The 19984-nt window shown below is 39.9% G+C and carries 18 protein-coding genes; 10 read left to right on the forward strand and 8 right to left on the reverse strand.

Annotated elements, in window-relative coordinates; genetic code table 11:
• Nucleotides 1–145: 145 nt before the first annotated feature.
• Complete coding sequence (rsmA, locus tag QWZ08_RS25580; protein ID WP_290340542.1) at nt 146–961, reverse strand: 16S rRNA (adenine(1518)-N(6)/adenine(1519)-N(6))-dimethyltransferase RsmA; 816 nt, start codon at nt 959–961, stop codon at nt 146–148.
• A 177-nt stretch (nt 962–1138) separates the two neighbouring features.
• Between rsmA and pdxA the strand changes: the two genes are divergently transcribed.
• Complete coding sequence (gene pdxA / locus QWZ08_RS25585; protein WP_290340543.1) at nt 1139–2227, forward strand: 4-hydroxythreonine-4-phosphate dehydrogenase PdxA; 1089 nt, start codon at nt 1139–1141, stop codon at nt 2225–2227.
• A gap of 101 nt (nt 2228–2328) precedes the next feature.
• Here the strand turns inward: pdxA and QWZ08_RS25590 are convergent, their stop codons facing one another.
• From QWZ08_RS25590 to QWZ08_RS25600, 3 genes are read right to left on the reverse strand one after another with little or no spacing between them, the layout of a single operon-like run.
• Nucleotides 2329–3036: a LolA family protein gene (locus QWZ08_RS25590; RefSeq protein ID WP_290340544.1), complete on the reverse strand. Its 708-nt coding sequence runs from the start codon at nt 3034–3036 to the stop codon at nt 2329–2331.
• Between the two features lie 11 nt (nt 3037–3047).
• Nucleotides 3048–3941 carry an ABC transporter permease gene (locus QWZ08_RS25595; protein ID WP_290340545.1) on the reverse strand — a complete coding sequence of 298 codons (894 nt, stop codon included), beginning with the start codon at nt 3939–3941 and terminating at the stop codon, nt 3048–3050.
• Nucleotides 3919–4848 (reverse strand): ABC transporter ATP-binding protein, encoded by a 930-nt coding sequence (locus QWZ08_RS25600; protein ID WP_290340546.1) that lies wholly within the window; start codon nt 4846–4848, stop codon nt 3919–3921. The genes QWZ08_RS25595 and QWZ08_RS25600 overlap by 23 nt, the downstream gene beginning before the upstream one ends.
• Nucleotides 4849–5273: 425 nt before the next feature.
• On the opposite strand from QWZ08_RS25600, the gene QWZ08_RS25605 reads away from it, so the two are divergent.
• Nucleotides 5274–5651, forward strand: coding sequence for a T9SS type A sorting domain-containing protein (locus QWZ08_RS25605; protein ID WP_290340548.1), 378 nt, complete (start codon nt 5274–5276; stop codon nt 5649–5651).
• Between the two features lie 55 nt (nt 5652–5706).
• On the opposite strand, the gene QWZ08_RS25610 is transcribed toward QWZ08_RS25605, so the two are convergent.
• The 4 genes from QWZ08_RS25610 to QWZ08_RS25625 all read right to left on the reverse strand — a co-directional run bounded on the left by QWZ08_RS25610 (nt 5707) and on the right by QWZ08_RS25625 (nt 9808).
• The gene (locus tag QWZ08_RS25610; RefSeq protein WP_290340550.1) at nt 5707–6000 is read right to left on the reverse strand and encodes a winged helix-turn-helix domain-containing protein; all 294 of its coding nucleotides are present in this window, start codon (nt 5998–6000) and stop codon (nt 5707–5709) included.
• Nucleotides 5993–6583: a hypothetical protein gene (locus QWZ08_RS25615; protein WP_290340551.1), complete on the reverse strand. Its 591-nt coding sequence runs from the start codon at nt 6581–6583 to the stop codon at nt 5993–5995. Before QWZ08_RS25615 ends, QWZ08_RS25610 begins: the two co-directional genes overlap by 8 nt.
• Nucleotides 6584–6876: 293 nt before the next feature.
• Nucleotides 6877–7518 carry a hypothetical protein gene (locus QWZ08_RS25620; RefSeq protein WP_290340552.1) on the reverse strand — a complete coding sequence of 214 codons (642 nt, stop codon included), beginning with the start codon at nt 7516–7518 and terminating at the stop codon, nt 6877–6879.
• Between the two features lie 37 nt (nt 7519–7555).
• The gene (locus tag QWZ08_RS25625; protein ID WP_290340553.1) at nt 7556–9808 is read right to left on the reverse strand and encodes a TonB-dependent receptor; all 2253 of its coding nucleotides are present in this window, start codon (nt 9806–9808) and stop codon (nt 7556–7558) included.
• A 484-nt stretch (nt 9809–10292) separates the two neighbouring features.
• On the opposite strand from QWZ08_RS25625, the gene radA reads away from it, so the two are divergent.
• From radA to eno, 8 genes are all read left to right on the forward strand, one after another.
• Nucleotides 10293–11675, forward strand: a complete 1383-nt coding sequence (gene radA / locus QWZ08_RS25630; protein WP_290340554.1) for a DNA repair protein RadA — start codon at nt 10293–10295, stop codon at nt 11673–11675.
• Nucleotides 11676–11839: 164 nt separating this feature from the next.
• Entirely contained in the window at nt 11840–12436 is a 597-nt protein-coding gene (locus QWZ08_RS25635; RefSeq protein ID WP_290340555.1) for a ComF family protein, read from the forward strand.
• A 39-nt stretch (nt 12437–12475) separates the two neighbouring features.
• The gene (locus tag QWZ08_RS25640) at nt 12476–13909 is read left to right on the forward strand and encodes a hypothetical protein (RefSeq protein WP_290340556.1); all 1434 of its coding nucleotides are present in this window, start codon (nt 12476–12478) and stop codon (nt 13907–13909) included.
• 48 nt (nt 13910–13957) lie between these two features.
• A complete protein-coding gene (locus QWZ08_RS25645) occupies nt 13958–14530 on the forward strand; it encodes a glutathione peroxidase (RefSeq protein ID WP_290340557.1) in 573 nt (190 codons plus the stop codon).
• A gap of 100 nt (nt 14531–14630) precedes the next feature.
• Nucleotides 14631–15842, forward strand: a complete 1212-nt coding sequence (locus QWZ08_RS25650) for a DNA polymerase III subunit (RefSeq protein ID WP_290340558.1) — start codon at nt 14631–14633, stop codon at nt 15840–15842.
• Between the two features lie 287 nt (nt 15843–16129).
• Complete coding sequence (ricT, locus tag QWZ08_RS25655) at nt 16130–17653, forward strand: regulatory iron-sulfur-containing complex subunit RicT (protein ID WP_290340559.1); 1524 nt, start codon at nt 16130–16132, stop codon at nt 17651–17653.
• A gap of 65 nt (nt 17654–17718) precedes the next feature.
• Nucleotides 17719–18630, forward strand: coding sequence for a gliding motility-associated ABC transporter ATP-binding subunit GldA (gldA, locus tag QWZ08_RS25660; protein WP_290340561.1), 912 nt, complete (start codon nt 17719–17721; stop codon nt 18628–18630).
• A 38-nt stretch (nt 18631–18668) separates the two neighbouring features.
• Nucleotides 18669–19958: a phosphopyruvate hydratase gene (eno, locus tag QWZ08_RS25665; protein WP_290340562.1), complete on the forward strand. Its 1290-nt coding sequence runs from the start codon at nt 18669–18671 to the stop codon at nt 19956–19958.
• Nucleotides 19959–19984 lie beyond the last annotated feature (26 nt).

The following is a 19984-nucleotide window of genomic DNA, read 5'->3' on the forward strand; positions in this document are numbered from 1 at the left end:
ACAGCATAATAAAATGCAACCCCGGGTATTGAGGCTGGCATTTATCTTTTTGAACTGACTTTATAAATGACCTTGAGGAAGCGCTGTCCTTTAAAAATTAAAATAAAACGTCCTATAAATATTGTATGCAGGTAAATTGATTACCTCAACTCATTCTGAATGTTAATTCAGCAAAATCTTTTATACTCAATGCTTCTGCACGTTTCTCAAAAATAGGGTCTTGTAAAGCCTCTGCGGTAAATAAACTTTTTACTGCATTGCGCAATGTTTTACGGCGCTGGTTAAAGGCGGTTTTTACCAATACCCTGAAAGCACGTTCGCTTTTAACATCCAGTGGTACAGTTCTTCTTTTAAGCCGTATTACACCACTCTGCACTTTTGGCGGCGGGTTAAAACTCTGGTTGCTTACATCAAACAAATATTCAACATCGTAAAAAGCCTGGATTAACACACTCAACACACCATATACTTTGTTTCCTTCTTTTGAGGCGGCCCTTTGCGCTACTTCTTTTTGAAACATACCGATCACAACAGGAACCTGGTCTTTCCAGTCCAGTACTTTAAATAAAATCTGTGTTGAAATATTATAAGGAAAATTACCAATCACAGTAAAGGGCGCATCAAACGGCGCATCAATATCCAGGAAGCTCTGGCTGATAATATTGTCTTTAAGAACCGGGTAAGCATTTTTGAGATAAGCGGTTTTTTCATCATCCAGCTCCACTGCTTTAAAATGTATACCGGGCAGCTGTAACAAGTGTTTGGTTAGTGCCCCGCCACCCGGACCAACCTCCAGCAGGTTGGTACAACTGTTTTCTTTTAAAGCATCAATAATTTTTTGAATTACTATTTCATCTTTTAAAAAATGCTGGCCTAACGATTTCTTTATTTTAAACATGCGTGGTGTTATTGTTTCCGGATAACTTGCAAAAGTACACAATATGCTGTCAACGGTGTTCATATCAGTTCCCCGCGAGTTTTATGGCATTGCTAAGAGCAGAGGTCTTGAGATGCCTTGCTTAATTAGTTGCGACGGCAATATCTCTCTCCTTGAACATCGCGTTTAAACAAGCAGATTGCTTCCCTTAAACTATGTATTATACAATGTTGTATTTTTACACCTTAATTTTTTGCTGATATGATAAATGAAAATAAACCGGTAATCGGACTCTCCTGCGGTGATATCAATGGCATTGGCCTGGAACTGATCATAAAAACGGTGGGCGACGCCCGCCTCCTTGAAATATGCACCCCTGTGATATTTGCCAGTAATAAAGTATTGAACTTTTACCGGAAAGCCCTTTCAGATATTAATTTTAACTTTTCAACCATTAAGGATTCCAGCAGGGTAAATCACAAACAGGTAAATCTTTTTAGTTGCTGGGAAGAAGAAGTGGCGGTTACTCCCGGGTTGCTGAACGAGACCGGTGGAAAATATGCAGTAATCAGTTTGGTAACGGCTGCCCAGGCTTTAAAAGAAGGAAAAATCGATGGATTGGTAACAGCTCCTATTCATAAAAAAAATACCAATTCTGAAGCTTTTAATTTTACCGGTCATACGCCTTACCTTAAAAATTTATTTGAAGTGCCTGATGTGGTAATGCTGATGGTGGCTGAAAATATGCGGGTAGCATTGGTTACCGAGCATGTGCCTGTAAAAGATATTGCGCAGTTCATTACCAAAGAAGCCATACTTAGCAAATTGCACCTGCTGAATAACTCACTGAAAAAAGACTTTGGTATAGACAAACCAAAAATTGCTGTACTGGGTTTAAACCCGCATGCAGGCGATGAAGGCCTTGTCGGTAAAGAAGAAGAAGAGATCATAAAACCCGCCATTAAAGAAGCCAAGCTTAAAGACATATTTTGTTTTGGCCCTTATCCAGCAGATGCTTTTTTTGCCAGGGGACAATACGAAAAATTCGATGCGGTGCTGGCCATGTATCATGACCAGGGACTGATTCCTTTTAAATCGCTGGCCAATGGTGAAGGAGTTAATTATACCGCTGGTCTAAACGGCATACGTACCTCGCCTGACCATGGTGTTGCTTTTGATATTGCAGGCAAAAGCAAGGCTGATGAAGCCTCTTTCAGGGAAGCTGTTTTTAAATGCATTGATATCATTACAGCCAGAAAAGAATACGCCAGCCAGCATAAAAACCCTTTGAAGAAAATAAGTGCTGCATTTGTAGCCAATGCAAGAGATGAAAAAATTATTGAGGAATAATACTGGATGGTTGATGCATGATTTTTACAGACACCGCGATTTAATAGCTTTTGCTTTTCGCTAAAGGCAATGACACATCAGTAAATCCGCCATCAGAGATACTATTTAAATACATCTTCAGCAACGCCTTTATTAACCACGTAAGAGCTAAAAGTTATTTCAGCCTTCCCATTTTTGCTCTTTGCTTTATCTGCCGCCGACCGGTTATTTTGGGTACCATCGTCAAAGTCAAACGTTACTCCCTTGGGCAGTTTATAATCCTTTGTATCAAAAGTAAAAACGATTTTATCGGGTAAACCAAAGGCGCTGTATTTTCCATAATTCATTTCCAGCTGGTAGCTGCCATTAGTCCTGGTAGTGGTTTTCGCTCTTCTTATTACCAGCGCAGCTTCGTCAATATACACCGTGGATAATACCACATCAGCATTATCATCCTCCGGTAATAACTTAACAATCCTTACCGTTGTATTGCCTATTTTATCTGTGCCTGCATCTATGGCGGTGTACTTTCCACCACTTAAAATATTATTCAGGTTAATACTTACCGCTCCCTTTGGTACAAAAGAAATACCCTTTTCATTTTTAATTTTTAACTGATTGGGCTTTTTAAAATATACTTTTACGTCTGCATCAGGCACTTTTAAAAAGGATACATTGGTGATCATCCTGGCCGTAGCTTCGTAATCATTTACCTTATCAATATTAAATTTCACTTTGGCGATTAGTGCATTTACATCCTGTGCCTGTACACAAGCAAATGATATTAAAATGAGCACTACAAGAGTTGCTATTTTTTTTAAACGGATCATTTTGTTATTATTTAGGATAGAATATCTTTCTTTTTAAAAACTACTACAGCGGCCATTACCAATATAAAAATATGGGCTATTAAAATCAGTAAACTTTTACGGATGGCGGGCCAGTTTTCAAGGCTTCCGCGGATTGTTTTTCCATCTGCATCCGTACCAATATAAAAAAATCCTTTCCAGCCAACCAGGTAAGAAGTAAACAGAAACGGTTTTACATTTTTATCTATAATGGGTACATTGATGTTACTGATAATAGTGCATACAATTACAATGCAGACTGTCGCAATGATAGGTCCGATTGAGTTTTCAGCAAAGATAGACAGCAATAAAGAAAGTGCTGCTATCACAGTTAATGCTACCGTGGCATATGCAAAAGCTGCCAGGTAACGCCACATAATATCATCTTTTGTTATCAGCAATATCTGTGATTCATCGCCTTTTGATCTGAACACCAGCATATCGCCAGTACCAAATATCAGCAGGCTCATAAACAACGCCGTAATGGCCATCCAAAGCAATAAAAAAATGGTAAAAATGGTAGCCGCCGCAAACTTCACCAAGATCAATTGTGTCCGGCTGATGGGTTTGGATATCAGTAAACGAAGTGTTCCCATGTTGGCTTCACCGGAAATAGAATCAGCCGCAATCAACGCTATTAAAATAGGTACCTGGATCAACAATGTATTCAGAATGATATAACACATAAAATAGCCATTGATGGCCTGTACCCTGTCGAAAGTAAAAGTATCCTTTACGCTTTGCAACATCAGGTCCATGTAACTTTGACCATCTGCTTTAAATGCAAACTGAAAAATAAACACGATGGCCGCTACGGCAGCAAAAGCAATATAGGTTCTGGGCCGTTTAGATATTTTGAAGAGTTCAATTTGCAAAAGCGTCCACATTGCCGGATTGGGTTGTAAGTGATAAAAAATAATTTTCAAGGGAGTGACTAGAGTTAACCGAAAGCAATTGTACGCCGCCCGACACAAGGAAATTAATCAGTCGCGGCACTTTTATTTTATCCATCATCAACTGCAATTGATTATTGGGTTGCACAAACGCCGCCCATTCAGACTCCAGTAACAACTGCTTTGCAGCGGCATTGTCAAGCGTCTCAATCTCTATTAAGGTATGGGCCGGATCAAGCAGTGTTGCTACGTTACCTTCCACCATTTTCTTTCCCTTGTGCAATATAATCATCCGCGTTGCGATCAGTTCAATTTCACTCAGCAGATGAGAAGAAATTAAAACAGTCTTTCCCATTTCCCTGCTAAGCCGTAAAATTAAATTCCTGATATCTGCGATTCCCTGGGGATCCAAGCCGTTGGTCGGTTCATCCAAAATAATAAGGGCAGGATTATGTACCAATGCAACAGCAATGCCTAAACGTTGTTTCATTCCCTGGCTGAAAGTTCTGACGGTATCTTTCGCCCGGTCTTCCAAACCAACCATGTGCAATTGCTGCATTAATAGATGCCTGGTAACTTTTGTACCACTCATTTTTGCGAAGATGGAAAGGTTATCGTAGGCAGATAAATATTTATACAGATCGGGTTTTTCTATTACCGCCCCTACCTGTTGCAGGATAGCGGACCGGTTAGCTGAAAGATCTTTTCCAAACAGTTTAATGTTTCCGGCTGTAGGATGTATCAGCGTAAGCAGCATGCGGATGGTAGTTGATTTACCAGCTCCATTTTGCCCCAGAAACCCGTAAATATCGCCCTGATTTACGGTGAATGACAAATCATTTACTGCCAGGGTATCGCCGAATTTTTTTGATAAATGATTTACCTCTATGATCAATGACATATGCCGTTATTAATAACAAAGGTAAAACGGAAATAAAGAGCAATTGTTCAGGAGGCTTTTAAAATTGTCTTAAGCGCTGCCAATCGTTTTAAAGGATTGTATCCACTCAGAATCTGTTCTTATAAAGCTGGCAACCCGAAAAATAACGCTGCAACATTAAATGCAGCCATTATTGTTTGGGTAAATATTTTCGTCGAATTTATTGTAGAAAAAGTTGGTGGTTTGAAATAAAGTATTAGCTTTGTTTCAGAAAGATGCTTACCACACTTTCTTACAAGAACCACACAACTCTACAAAAAAGTCTATTAATTTAGATTTCCTAATCCTGCTGAACTAAACTACTTCTTTAATCTCAATTTACTGTGTATTAACTACCTGAATTAATTATTCATTTAGCTTATTTCTTACTTATAAATACACACAAGATGAAAACGATTTTTACCACTTTATTTGCAGTAATCGCTATTATTTCTGTTAATGCAAAAGGCAATTTTGATGTTGCTATACACACTTCATCTGTTTCCAGTTATACAAATGGTATTGAAAAAAAGGGCATCACCATTATGCCAAATGCTTCAACCAACGATGTAAAAGTTATTTTTACTTCAGACAAAGCTGCTACTGGTAAAGTGATAGTGTTAGATGAAACAGGTAAAAAAGTATTGCAACAAAATGCAACAATAGCAGCAGGAAAGAACAGCATCAATATTGATGATTTTCACAAACTGAACGAAGGAACTTATACGATTCAATTAATCAGCAACAACGAAACTTACACTTCCTCATTTATGATTTGGAAGTAACCTTATAAATTACCAGGCACAAACAAGAGCTCTTCTTTTAAAAGAAGGGCTTTTTTTATTCTCCGCCGGGATTCATATAAGACTTCAGCGCATTAACATAAACTTCAAATGCTTCGATGCCTTTGGCTGATATTTTACAAACCGTTTGCGGGTAATTATCTTTGAACTGCTTTACCACTTCAATATAGCCCGCATCTTTTAATTTATTTATTTGCACACTCAGGTTACCGGCGGTAGAATTCGTCTTTTCTTTTAAAAAAGTGAATTCCGCTTCCTTAACACTGATCAGCAAACTAATAACAGCTAACCTGAGTTGTGAATGTAATATTGGATCCAGGTCTTTAAACATGTACTTGCTGTTGCTTTTTATATCGTTTCCACAAAATTATTCCGGGTATTAGCCAGGCAAAAAGGCCGCAGGCTGCCATCAGCAACATATCTGTTTTAAACGGGGTATAAATGGAAAATATACTTATCACCCAACAAGTCATTCCTCCAATGATCATTGGTTTAAACTTAAAGATGCCTCCGGTAATAAAAGTTGGAATTCCGTATAACATCATAATCAGCGTAGTTGAACTTTCTCCACCCCAGCGACTGTTGTAAAATGAAGTTATAAAGATGCAAACGGTAAAACTAATCCATACATAATGCATCGTCTCCTCATCATGCCCTATAAATTTTTTTCCCCGCTTTTCTTTTACTGCAAAATATACCTGCGGCAAAAGTGCAAGCAATAAAAGAAGCCATATGTCAAATCCAATATCAATCTTAAATTCGATTTGACCCCAGGTAACGATACTGCAAAATATAATTAATACACCCCACACAATGCTGGCAATACCTTTGGAAACATAACTCCGCTTTGCTTTTCCAATCATCTCCCCGATCAGCTGCAGACTTTCTTCTGTTGAAAATTGTTGTTCCTTCATTTAATTCAATTTTTATTTTTTGTATTGCTTCGACCTAATTATTCGGTAACAATGAAGTCAGTCATTATAATGATACAAGTACGCTTTATTTTTTTAGAAAGTATTGCAATAAAGAGCCATAAAAACCACCCATCCCCACAAAATAAAAAAACACTGCCGCCAGCAACAGTGTTTTTTGTTTTGGAAATCATGTTCTGAATTAAATCAATACTTTGCTGCGGAGAAAAATTTTCCTGTTCCATATTTAAAGGCGTTGAAAGTATAGCAAACAATTACTATCGTGATCTGAAAAATTATTTACAATCTTTAATCAGTGATTCAGTTCTTTCCTTACCCCAGTTCGGACTGATATCACTGGCAGGTTTAAAAGTTGCGTATCTATCCAAAGCAGTCTGCAACTGAGGTTTAGCCGTTTTGCATCCGCCTCCAAACTGCTCGGGTGTATATTTTAAGCCCTGGCCTTTTAAAAAATATGGTCGCGGATTGGTGGCATCCTGCTGCATGGCAACTTCCATATTGCTGTTGCTTTCCTGGCCATACTCCTGCCACCGCTGCATGGGATTTACCATCATGTGGCAACTGGCTATCATACTCTTGATGCAGGATATTTCTGAATTGTTTGGCGAAAGCGAATCTGCTTTTGCAATCAGCTCAGTAGCCTTATCTGCATAGCTATCTATTTTATCTTTATCCTGTTCCATAAAACCATAGTTTACCTGGCAAAAGGCAGCATAATAATAAGGCAGCCACTGATTTTTTTCCGCATTGGCAATTCGTTCAAAATTATTGGCAACATTTAAAAGTTCCGGAGGGTTTTTAAAACCGGTGTCCATTGCTGCAAGATTTTTTTTCATGGCCGCAGTAAACTTTTCACTTTGTGCAAACGAGGCTACTGCTGTCAGTAATACGAATGCGGAGATAAATAATTGTTTCATTTTTTTGATTTTAATTGGTGTTGGTTGAATAAAACTTTTATAAATTATTGTTGATTGCATCCTGTGTTCTGTCAATACCAAAACTCAGGAAACAGCCGATAAAAACAAAACGCTTGCTGGGTGGTGTCACAGCTTCTTTTCTGCTGCCATCATAGCTATAGTTATAATTGTAAACAATATTTTGTCCCAGTACATTGGTTACTCCCAGTACCCAAACCGTAAAGGTTCTGGCATCTTTTTTACCAATATTCGGCAACCAGTTTACACTAAAACTCATGCTGTTGTAGTTGATGGTTTTGCCTGCATCTGTAATAACATATTTGTCATTCGCATTTTTGGCAATGCGGTAATAAGGCCGGCCGGTAGCAAAATTATAACTCAGGTTAAACTGTGTTTTTAAAGGCAGAAAAAAACGTTTAAACACAAATGCGGCAGTATGCGTAGCAGCAAAGGATGGTTGTATTGCCGTAGGATAGTTTAGAAAATCTCTTTTGGTGTTGAGATACGAATAAGATAACCAGTAGTCTACATTTTTGATTGTCTTCTTATCCCGCCAAAAAAATTCAATTCCCTTAGCATCACCATAGCCATTGTTATTCGCGGCTATTTCCCGGCCACCAATACTGCTGTCTGTTTTATACAGGTTACTGTATTTTTTGTAAAACAACTCTGTCCGTAAAGTATAGTCTTTTGTTTGTTTGGAGTACTGAAAAATATAGTGACTGGCCCTTGAATAATCAAGCCCTGCGAGGCCCGGCAAATATTTTCTTTCGGGATTTTGATAAAAAATGCCATAGGCAAATGAAGCCTGGCTGTTTGCACCCACTTTATATGCCAGCGAAATTCGCGGCGCAATATTCCATTTGTCAACAATGGTTGAATGTTCCAGGCGGCTGCCAATTTTTGCGGCTAAATTATTGGTTACATAAATATCTGTCTCTGCAAACGCCGCCAGCAGGTGATCGTTTACCTGTTGTGTAAATTTTGTACCATCATATAAAGTGTAAGTAGATTTTTCGTTACTGTAAAAATAATCGGTTCCAAAACGGATGGCATTTAAACCAAACAATTTCTTTTCAAAAACTACTCTTGCCTGTGCATAGCGGGCCTTATTGAGCAGGTTAAAATTTTTATAATTGAGTAAAGGATTGGTTCCGGTAAATTTTCTGTTGTCAGCATCCTGCATTTCGTTTACAATATCATCTTTATTGGTACTGAAGCTAATGCCGGTATTTACTTTCCAGCCATTGCCAATCCTGTCCTTCCAGCTAATGTTTTGGTAGGTATTGATATTGTTGATGGAAAAAGCATCTTTCAAAACAGCAGAATCAATATCCCGTGAACGAAACCCGGTCTTGTTGGTACTGACATACCCGTAATATTTTATAAACCCACCATTCTTTGTTTTTATCCTGAAATTGGCATCTGCCTGTTTTGCAAGCGGTACCTGGAAGAAATCCTGCTTTTGTTTTATAACATTAAATGCAAGCCAAAGATTGGTGTAATTAACAGACACGCCCCAGGATGATTTTTTATCTTTTGACAGATGCTGGATACCGCCGCCAACACCCACAACCGAAATGCCCAGGTCAGCCTCAGTCTTTTCAGGCAGGTCTTTGCTTTCAAGTATCAATGCAGATGACAATGCTTGTCCGTACAGGGCAGAATAACCTCCGGTGCTGAAAACGGTGCCTTTAAATAAAAACGGGTTAAAGCGGCCTCTTGTAGCGATGCCCGGTGTACTGCTGTAAAAAAAGTTATTTACCAGGTTACCATCCATAAAAATCTTGCTTTCGGTGGCTGTACCTCCCCTTACAAATAATCCCTCACTCTCGCCTACCTGCTGGGTGCCGGGCAACGATTTAAAGGCACTGGTGACATCGCCATTGGCGCTGGGTGTAGTTACAATGTCAATATCGCTTAAAACTGCGCCCTTGTTTTTATCACTTGCTTCAAATGAACCTGCCGAAATTACCACGGCTTTCAATTCTGTAATTTGTTCCTTCATTGAAAGATTCAGGGTAACAGGGGTAGGACCGAGCACTATTTTCTGAGATATGGCATAATATCCTGATATGGTAGCTTCCAGTTGCTGTTCTCCCTTCTCATCTGTAGAAAAAGAATAGTGGCCCGTGGAATCCGTAGTCGCCCCATCGTACGTATTTTTTAAAGCTACGCTTACTCCTCTGAGCGCTTTATTTTTATTGTCAGTTACATGCCCGGAAATGGAAATTTGAGCTGTTAAAGGTAAAAAATGAAAGAAAAAAATAATGGATAATGCTGTCTTCATCGCCTTACGATTTCATCACAAACGTAAAGTAGTTTATTGTATAAACCAAATTAAATTATTTATTTTTGGCTTGTTTCGGCTTAATAAAAATACATTTTAGAGCGTTGAATTTTATTCTATTATTTTGATAATCAGATATTTAGATGCGTTCAAACTTGAGTTCTGTCGCCAGCAATATGGGTGAAAACTTATTAACATCCCAAAAGATTTATTTTTTTATGTGGGCGCAATTTGTAATTTAGCAATAGAATTTAATGGGTTAGTAAGTACAAAGGGTCAGCAGAAATGTTGACCCTTTTACTTTTACGACGAGTTTAATTACAGGCCGTTTTCTTCCTTACATCTATATTATTTTTTGTCTTTTTTAGCCTTAAATTTTGCTAAAAAATATTTTCCTTATACTATTTATGCCCGTTATTTTTTTAATCATTATTGTTTTTAAAAAATAAATGCGGCTAAATTTTTTACGTTTTAATTTTACCGGATGAGTAAAACCAAGTCAGCATTTTTTTGTCAGAGTTGCGGATATGAAAGTACCAAGTGGACAGGGAAATGTCCATCATGTAATAACTGGAATACTTTTGTTGAAGAAGTAATTGTTAAAGGAAATGACAAACAGGAAATCAATGAATGGAAAGAATACAATGGCGTTGGAAAATTAAAAACCATTTCGATTAATGATGTAAGCAGTGCAGAAGAAAAAAGAATCATTACAAAAGATGCTGAAGTAAACCGCGTACTGGGAGGCGGCATTGTGATGGGCAGTATTGTGCTTGTGGCTGGCGAACCCGGAATTGGCAAGTCTACTTTGTTTTTACAAATAGGGCTTCAGTTGAAAGACGTGGTAACATTGTATATCAGTGGTGAAGAAAGCGAACAGCAGATAAAAATGCGGGCAGACCGGGTAGGCATTAAGAGCGATCATTTTTACCTGCTTACCGAAACCAATACACAGACCATTTTCCAGGAAATAAAAAAATTGAAACCACAGCTTGTAATTGTCGACAGCATACAAACATTGCAATCGCCTTTTGTGGAAAGTGGTCCGGGCAGCGTTAGCCAGATAAGAGAATGTGCCGCTGAATTGCAACGCTTCGCCAAAGAAACCAACACGCCTGTTTTCCTGATTGGTCACATTACAAAAGATGGAAGTATTGCGGGCCCGAAAATACTGGAACATATGGTAGACACCGTATTGCAGTTTGAGGGCGATCGTCATTATGCTTACCGCATTTTACGCACTCTAAAAAACCGTTTCGGTTCAACTGCCGAACTGGGCATTTATGAAATGACCGGTGATGGTATGCGGGCAGTAACCAATCCATCCGAAATATTAATCACGCAGAAGGAAGAACAACTGAGTGGTATTGCCATTGCAGCAACCATCGAAGGTATACGGCCGCTGTTGATAGAAGGACAAGCGCTGGTAACGCAAAGTGTGTATGGCACGCCGCAACGAACCGTTAGTGGTTTTGATTTGCGCAGGCTTCAATTGTTGCTGGCAGTGCTGGAAAAAAGGGGTGGCTTCCACTTTGGTGTTAAAGATGTATTTGTAAATATTGCCGGTGGTATAAAAATAGAAGACCCTTCTATCGACCTTGCCATTGTATGTGCCCTGTTGAGCAGTTACGAAGATGTTCCGGTGAACCAGCATTACTGCTTTGCCGGCGAAGTGGGTTTGAGCGGTGAGATAAGAGCGGTAAACCGCATTGAACAACGCATTGCCGAAGCAGAAAAACTGGGCTTTGAAAAAATTATTGTTAGTAAGTACAATGCCAAATCGCTGGGCAAAGTAAAAGGAGGCGGTTCAGGTATTGAAATAGTTCCTTTGGCAAAAGTGGAAGAGTTGTATCAATATTTGTTTTAAAAAAATGACAGCTCAGCCAAAAGCTTTGATTCCGAAATGGTTTGCTGTACATTTAATATGTGCCTTTTTTTAAAACCATATTATCAGATACCGTTCATCTTTTTTACCCGCATATATGTACCGGGTGCGGCAGTGATCTGTTAAATCCAGATAGCCTGCTGTGTTTGAAATGTATCACCAATTTACCGACTACTAATTTTGCGTTGTATGCCAACAACCCGGTAGAGAAAATATTCTGGGGGCGTATACCATTAACCGCTGCACACAGTGAATACTATTTTTCTAAAAACGCTCTTATACAACAACTCATTCACCAGTTAAAATACAAACGTAATACCAGCATCGGAATGTATTTAGGTGAGCTGATGGGTAAAAGCCTGGTAGAAAGCAATCGCTTTGATACAGTAGATGCATTGATACCCTTACCGCTTTATCCTGACAAAGAAAGAAAACGCGGCTATAACCAGGCAGCAATTATTTGCGATGGGATGTCATCAGTAATGAATATTCCAGTTATTAAAAACAATGTGCTTCGCCAGCGCTATACAGACACGCAAACAAAAAAGCACCGTATTGAAAGATGGGAAAATGTAGCGGGTAGTTTTACTTGTAAAATACCTGGCCAGCTGTCCGGCAAACATCTCTTGCTGGTTGATGATGTCGTTACGACTGGAGCCACGTTGGAGGCTTGCGGCAGTACAATTGCTGCGATTGAAAACGTACAACTGAGCATTGCAACACTGGCTCATGCACCCAAATAAAAGCATACCATTAATAAAGCGGCAATTAACTATTTTTGAATGATGAAGCAAAGTACTCCAAATATTTTCAGGCTGCGATTTTCAGGAAGTCTGTTGATTACAATATGTTGCCTGCTTTTTTCCTCCTGCCAGAAAGATTCTTTTATCACCAGTCAAAATGCACAGCTGTCAACGAGTGTAGATAGTCTGAAGTATGATACTGTTTTTACCAGTATTGGTTCCATTACGCAGTCATTTAAAATCAGCAATCCTAACAATCAAAAATTGTTATTGAGTACAGTTAAACTGATGGCCGGTCCTGCATCTGCTTTTAAAATAAATATCAACGGCTCACCTTCTGACGAAGCAAATAATATTGAGATTGCTGCCAATGATAGTATTTATGTTTTTGTTACAATACATGTTAATCCGACGTTCAATAATCTGCCCTTTGTTGTAAAGGATAGCATTATGATAAGCTACAACGGTAACACCCGCTTTGTGCAATTGCAGGCGTATGGCCAAAATGCCAATTTTTTAAAAAGCCGGGTAATTAAAGGCGATGTAAAGTGGAGCAGCCCGTTGCCTTATGTATTGCTCGGCAGTTTGCATATTGAAAGTGGCGCCACACTTACGATAGACTCCGGATGCAAAATATATTCGCATGCGGATGCACCCGTCATTGTGGATGGTACACTCATCATAAATGGTACAAAAGAAAAAAAAGTAATTTTTAGCGGCGACCGGCTGGATGCGGATTATAAAAGTTTACCTGCCAGCTGGCCGGGTATTTATTTCAGGGAAAGCAGTAAGAACAATGTGTTGACTTATGCCATTGTAAAAAATGCCTACCAGGCGGTGGTAGCTGAAAAACCATCTGTAAACAGCAACCCAAAATTGGTGTTACATCAATGTATCATTGACAATGCGTATGATGCCGGCCTGCTTTGTGTTAATTCAAGTGTTGATGCTGATAATAGCTTAATCACCAATTGTGGCACCAATATCGGTTTAACCTATGGCGGAAAATATCATCTTACCAACTGTACTGTGGCGGCTTATTCCACTTCTTATATTACGCATAAAAAACCTGTGCTGACAGTGACAGATTATGCTACCTTAAATGGCGCAACCCTGTCGGCAGATTTGAATGCAGTATTTCGCAATTGTATTTTCTGGAGCGATAACAGCAGTGTAGATAATGAGGTGGCTACAGATAAACAGGGTTCAGGTGCTTTTAATGTAGTGTTCGACCATTGCTTGTATAAAGCAAAAGAAGATCCCATAAATTGTACAATTACCGAAGCGGTAAAGAACCAGGATCCATTATTTGATTCGGTAGATGTTGCCAAACAACTGTTCGATTTTCATATCAATAATAGCCTGGCCCCGGGAATTGACAAGGGAATTGGTGGCATTGGTTTTGTGAAAGATCTGGATGATAACAAACGGTCGGTAGGCTTGCCGGATATCGGTTGTTATGAAAAACAATAAAAATTAAACAAACCGTTATTTTATACGTTATAAACCAAAATCAATTGTATGATCAAATTATTATCTGTCAGCCTTGCGCTTTTGTTTAGTGCAACCACTACTAAAAACACATCGATGCAAAACGCAAATCCTTCTTCAGCCACGGTTTCTTCCAAATCAATCTATGATTTCAAAGTAGAAGCCCTTGACGGCAGCACCATTGACTTTGCCAAATTCAAAGGCAAAAAAATATTGATTGTAAACACAGCATCTGCCTGTGGATTTACGCCGCAATATGAAGGTCTGGAAGCTTTATACAAAAAATACCAGGACAAACTGGTTATCGTAGGTTTTCCTGCGAATAACTTCGGCGGACAGGAGCCTGGCACAAACGGCGAAATAAAAGAGTTTTGCAAAAAGAATTACGGCGTTACTTTTCCGATGGCGGCTAAAATTTCCGTAAAGGGAGATGATACAGCGCCCATTTATAAATGGCTTTGCAACAAAAGTGAAAACGGCGTTTTGGATGCAACCATCACCTGGAACTTTAATAAATTTTTGCTTGATGAAAACGGACACATTGTTACCAAATTTGACAGCAAGGTTACCCCGATGAGCGATGAATTAACTAGTAAATTATAAAACAAAAATAATACTTTTAGAGCGGCACCTATTGGTGCCGCTTTTTGTTTTGCCAATAATTGCTGCTTCGGTTAAACCCGTTAAAAACTATATTTGCACCGTGCAATTCAACAATATCACAGGTCAGAAAGAAACAAAAGAGCAGCTGGTGCAAATGGTGCAACACAACAGGTTAAGCCACGCACTGCTTTTTTTGGGTAAAGAGGGAAGCGGCGCATTATCGCTCGCCATGGCATTTGCGCAATACATCGTTTGCGAAAAAGTTAACGGCAAAAAAGAAACTCCGGGACCATCTTTGTTTGGAGAAGAACTTTCCGTATCCGAAGAAACCAATATACAGCTGGATTCCTGTGGTGTTTGCGCTGCCTGCACAAAAGCGAACCAGTTAATGCATCCTGATATACATTACTCCTACCCCGTAATTACCAAAAAAGCGGGTCAAACACCGGTCAGTACCGATTTTATTGCTGAATGGAGGGAATTTTTCTCGGCCAACCCTTATGGCAACGTATACGACTGGCTGCAATTTATACATGCCGAAAACAAGCAGGGCAATATTACCGCTGAAGAATGCAATGATATTAACCGAAAAATCAGTTTAAAGAGTTTTGAAAGCGAATACAAGATCCTGATTATATGGATGCCGGAATACCTTACCAAAAACGGTAATAAATTATTAAAACTGATAGAAGAACCACCACCGAATACCCTGTTTATTTTGGTGGCAGAAAATGAGGCCATGATTTTGCCCACGATTTTGTCCAGAACGCAATTGGTAAAAATTCCACTATTCAGTAATTTGGAAATTGAAGCGTCGCTGGAATTAAAAGGGGGCGTGGCAATGGAAAAAGCACGGCAAGTGGCTGCTTTAAGCGAAGGAAATTACCGGGAAGCGCTGCAATTGTTACAACATGTGGAAGACGACTGGCAGGCAATCGTTAGAGAATGGTTAAATCTGCTGGTGAAAAAAAATCTCGCAGGCCAGGTAAAATGGGTGGAGGAGATGAGCAAACAGGGTCGGGAAAAGCAAAAGCAATTTTTAAAATACTTCACTCATTTGCTGGAGCAGGCCATTCGAATCAAAAGTATTCCTTCACTTTTAGACAATGCAAATACAGGTAGTAACGAGCAGGACTTTGCCCTTCGCCTGAATAAATTATGCAGTATTCCCCAGCAGGAAGCTATAATAAATGAACTTGATAAGGCCAGTTATTATGTGGAACGCAACGCAAACGGCAAAATGCTCTTTCATGCCCTTTCTATTAAGTTGTATCATATTATTAGTAACAATTCGTTAATTTTGATAAATTGAGGAAATTGACCGGTGAGGTTGGAATTTAGAGAAAGATGATTGTTGATTAAAAAACTTTCTCTTCAGTAGTTAACATTGTATGTCGATCCCGATAATTGGGAAGCTTTTAGTTATACAAAAGCCTGAAAGTGCGCAAGCATCAGTAATATTTTACACAGGTTAAATGGGCCGTTCAATATATAACTGTAGTACAAGAGTGCGACGCCAATGAAGCCTGATAGTAATTCTCCTGCCTGGTTCAACAAAATTTCCTCTCAGCATTATTCATTTTTTAATTACTCAGGTATATGGGATGTGGAAGTTGTGGAACAAGTAAAGACGGCGCACCGGGCGGTTGCCAGAGCCATGGCAGCTGCAGCAGCGGCGGTTGCAACCGTATGAACGTGCATGACTGGCTGGCCAACCTGCCCTTCAGCGACCCGGAAAGTGGTTGCAGGATTGTGGAAGTTAGTTTTAATAATGGCAGCCGTAAGGACTATTTTAAAAATACTACTACTCATTTTTTTGAAAAGGGAGATATGGTTGCGCTGGAAGGCGTAAGTGGTTTTGATATTGGCAGCGTGAATTTAACAGGCGAACTGGTGCGGTTGCAGCTGAAAAAAAATAATATTAAGGAAGACAGCGCTGATATAAAGAAGATTCTACGCAGGGCCAATGATACCGACCTGAATAAATGGAAGGAAACAAAGGCAAGGGAAAAAGACGTGATGATCCGCAGCCGGGCCATTGCCAAGCAACTAAGGCTGGAGATGAAGGTGGCCGAGGTGGAGATACAGGCAGATGGTCGTAAAGCCACTTTTTTTTACATAGCGGATGACAGGGTTGACTTCAGGGAACTGATTAAAATATATGCTGGTGAATTTAAGGTAAAGGTAGAGATGAAGCAGATTGGCGCCCGGCAGGAAGCTGGCAAAGTGGGCGGAATAGGAAGCTGCGGCCGTGAACTGTGCTGCAGTACCTGGCTTACAGATTTTAAAAGTGTAAATACCAACGCAGCCCGTTACCAGAATTTAAGCATTAACCAAACCAAATTAAGCGGACAGTGCGGACGTTTAAAATGCTGTCTGAATTACGAACTGGATACTTACCTGGATGCTTTGCAACATTTTCCAGATGATTGTGACATGATTGAGGTAGCAAGGAGCAGGGCATTTTTAGTTAAAAAAGATATTTTCCGCAACCTGATGTGGTATACCATGCCAGACAGCAATAAACAATATCCCCTGACTATTGAAAGGGTAAAAAAAATAAAGGCACTTAACCAGCAGGGCATTAAACCTGAAGAACTGGAAACAGTAGAAGTAGTTAGCAAAAAGCCGGTTGAAATTGAACCTACCTATGCAGATGTAGTGGGACAAATCAGTTTAAAAAGCCTGGAAAAAACAAGTCGTAAACGCAGGGATATGGAACGGGGGCCGCAACAACAAAGGCAGCCGCAAAACCGCAACAATCAGCCACAGCAGGATAACAACCGGCCACAACAAAACAGGCAGCCACAAGGTCGCGACGGGCGTGCACCGCAACAAAACAAAGATGGTAACAGGGGCAACCAGCAGCAACGGGGTAACCAACAACAACAAAAGCCGCAGCAAAAAAGAGAGGGACAGGATAATCAGCGGCCAAACCAACAGCAAAGGGCGCCTCAGCAAAACCGCAACGAACAACGGCCCCAGCAGAAAAGAGAAGGACAGGGTCAGCGACCGCCAAACCAACGCGGTAACCAGCAGCAACGGCCGCCTCAAAAACAGGATAACCGGCCGCAGCCGGGACCTGACCAACCAGCAGGAAACAAAGAAGAAAAAAATACTTAATTAATAAACTAAAACGTCGGGTATTTATACCTGACGTTTTTATTTTTGCCTGATAAAAGTCGCACATGTCAATTAAGGTAACCAGTCTTTCAAAAAATTATGGCGCTCAAAAAGCGGTTAACAATATTTCATTTAGTGTAGGTAAAGGAGAAATAGTAGGTTTTTTGGGACCGAACGGGGCAGGCAAAAGCACCACCATGAAAATCATCACCGGTTATCTTGAATGTGATGGAGGCGGCGTGGAGGTGTGCAACGAAAAAGTAAGTACCAGTTCCTTATCCACAAAGAAAAAAATAGGCTACCTGCCTGAAGCAAACCCGCTTTATTTCGATATGTACGTAAGGGAATACCTGGAGTTTATTGCAGGCGTTCATAAAATGAATCACCCGAAGAACAGGATTGAAGAAACAATTGCTACTGTTGGCCTAACCCTGGAAGCAAATAAAAAAATAGGGCAGTTAAGTAAGGGTTACAAACAAAGAGTTGGGCTTGCTGCAGCACTGATACATAACCCTGAAGTGTTAATACTGGATGAACCAACCTCCGGGCTTGACCCCAACCAGATTGTTGAAATAAGGGAAGTAATAAAGGCGTTGGGAAAGGACAAAACGGTATTATTCAGCTCTCATATTTTGCAGGAAGTACAGGCCATTTGCGACCGGGTAATCATAATTAATAAAGGCAATATTGTAGCTGATGATACGCTTAGTAACCTGCAGAAAGTAAAAGATGGCGAACATACAGTGCTGATACAATTTAAAGAAAATGTGGCTGTTGAAAAGCTGCAACAGCTGAAAGAAGCGGGCCGTATTGAACAGGTTGATACCACTTCCTACAAGATTCATACGGCGAATCCTGAAAGTATAAGAAAGCAATTGCTGGAATTGAGTTTGAAAAACAACCTTAACATTGTTTCTTTGCAAAGTGAAAGTAACAGCCTGGAAGCGATATTCAGAAATCTTACATCGGCAAAATAGAAATTAATATAATAATTAACAAAACAACCAACAACATCATGAGTTACATCGCAAGTATTTACGCTCGTCAAATTTTAGACAGCCGTGGCAATCCTACAATTGAAGTAGATGTATTAACAGAAAACGAAAAATTAGGAAGGGCAGCAGTGCCGAGTGGCGCCAGCACAGGCATTCACGAAGCTGTTGAACTGAGAGATAACAATAAAAAATTGTACGGTGGCAAGGGCGTATTGAAAGCAGTAAAAAACGTAAATACAACGATTGCAGAAAATTTACTGGGCTGGGATATTGCGGATCAGGCTGGCATTGACGCAGCTTTGATCGCATTGGATGGTACCGAAAACAAAGGCAAACTGGGCGCTAATGCAATCCTGGCTGTAAGTATGGCCGTAGCTAAAGCTGCCGCTTTGGAAGCCAACTTGCCATTGTACCGCTATATTGGTGGTACCAACGCGAAAATTCTTCCTATCCCGATGATGAACATCCTTAATGGTGGTGCACATGCGGATAACAAAATAGATTTCCAGGAATTTATGGTGATGCCTGTTGGTGCTACAACGTTCAGTGAAGGTTTACAATGGGGTGTTGATATTTTTCATGCGTTGAAACAGGTATTAAAAAAGAAAGGTTTCAGTACCAACGTAGGTGATGAAGGCGGTTTTGCACCAAACATTCAAAGCAATGAAGAAGCCATCGAAACAGTTTTGACTGCTATTCAATCTGCAGGTTATAAAACAGGCAGCCAGGTGATGATTGCCATGGACGCTGCCAACAGTGAGCTGTGGGACGCTAAAAAGAAAAAGTATGTGTTTCATAAAAGTGATGGCAAAGAAATGACCAGCGAACAACTGGTTGCTTACTGGACAAGCTGGGTGAAACAATATCCGATTTGTTCAATTGAAGATGGTATGGCAGAAGATGACTGGAAGGGATGGAAAATGCTTACAGAGTCAGTAGGCAGCAAATGCCAGCTGGTAGGTGATGATCTTTTTGTAACCAACGTTACCCGCCTGGAAAGAGGTATTAACGAAAAAATTGCCAACGCTTTATTGGTAAAAGTAAACCAGATTGGTACCATTACTGAAACCATCAATGCCGTAAGCATGGCACAGCAGGCTGGCTATAATACTATTATGAGTCACCGCAGTGGTGAAACAGAAGATACTACCATTGCAGATCTTGCTGTTGCCTTGAATTGTGGCCAGATTAAAACAGGTTCCGCAAGCAGAACTGACCGTATGGCTAAATACAACCAGTTAATACGCATTGAAGAAATGTTGGCTGACACTGCAGTATATCCAAAAGGAAAGATTAAATTTGGTAAATAGGTTTGTTCAATTGATTGGCTGGATAG

This window comes from Ferruginibacter paludis (assembly GCF_030409685.1).
Classification (GTDB): Bacteria; Bacteroidota; Bacteroidia; order Chitinophagales; family Chitinophagaceae; genus Ferruginibacter; species Ferruginibacter paludis.

What these genes read in the sequence shown, in the direction of transcription:
- QWZ08_RS25645 (WP_290340557.1), top strand. Translation starts at nt 13,958, where the DNA reads ATGATCAAATTATTATCTGTCAGCCTTGCGCTTTTGTTTAGTGCAACC.
- pdxA (WP_290340543.1), top strand. Translation starts at nt 1,139, where the DNA reads ATGATAAATGAAAATAAACCGGTAATCGGACTCTCCTGCGGTGATATC.
- QWZ08_RS25600 (WP_290340546.1), bottom strand. Translation starts at nt 4,848, where the DNA reads ATGTCATTGATCATAGAGGTAAATCATTTATCAAAAAAATTCGGCGAT.
- eno (WP_290340562.1), top strand. Translation starts at nt 18,669, where the DNA reads ATGAGTTACATCGCAAGTATTTACGCTCGTCAAATTTTAGACAGCCGT.
- QWZ08_RS25625 (WP_290340553.1), bottom strand. Translation starts at nt 9,808, where the DNA reads ATGAAGACAGCATTATCCATTATTTTTTTCTTTCATTTTTTACCTTTA.
- QWZ08_RS25640 (WP_290340556.1), top strand. Translation starts at nt 12,476, where the DNA reads ATGATGAAGCAAAGTACTCCAAATATTTTCAGGCTGCGATTTTCAGGA.
- rsmA (WP_290340542.1), bottom strand. Translation starts at nt 961, where the DNA reads ATGAACACCGTTGACAGCATATTGTGTACTTTTGCAAGTTATCCGGAA.
- gldA (WP_290340561.1), top strand. Translation starts at nt 17,719, where the DNA reads ATGTCAATTAAGGTAACCAGTCTTTCAAAAAATTATGGCGCTCAAAAA.
- QWZ08_RS25615 (WP_290340551.1), bottom strand. Translation starts at nt 6,583, where the DNA reads ATGAAGGAACAACAATTTTCAACAGAAGAAAGTCTGCAGCTGATCGGG.
- QWZ08_RS25610 (WP_290340550.1), bottom strand. Translation starts at nt 6,000, where the DNA reads ATGTTTAAAGACCTGGATCCAATATTACATTCACAACTCAGGTTAGCT.
- radA (WP_290340554.1), top strand. Translation starts at nt 10,293, where the DNA reads ATGAGTAAAACCAAGTCAGCATTTTTTTGTCAGAGTTGCGGATATGAA.
- ricT (WP_290340559.1), top strand. Translation starts at nt 16,130, where the DNA reads ATGGGATGTGGAAGTTGTGGAACAAGTAAAGACGGCGCACCGGGCGGT.
- QWZ08_RS25620 (WP_290340552.1), bottom strand. Translation starts at nt 7,518, where the DNA reads ATGAAACAATTATTTATCTCCGCATTCGTATTACTGACAGCAGTAGCC.
- QWZ08_RS25590 (WP_290340544.1), bottom strand. Translation starts at nt 3,036, where the DNA reads ATGATCCGTTTAAAAAAAATAGCAACTCTTGTAGTGCTCATTTTAATA.
- QWZ08_RS25595 (WP_290340545.1), bottom strand. Translation starts at nt 3,941, where the DNA reads ATGTGGACGCTTTTGCAAATTGAACTCTTCAAAATATCTAAACGGCCC.
- QWZ08_RS25605 (WP_290340548.1), top strand. Translation starts at nt 5,274, where the DNA reads ATGAAAACGATTTTTACCACTTTATTTGCAGTAATCGCTATTATTTCT.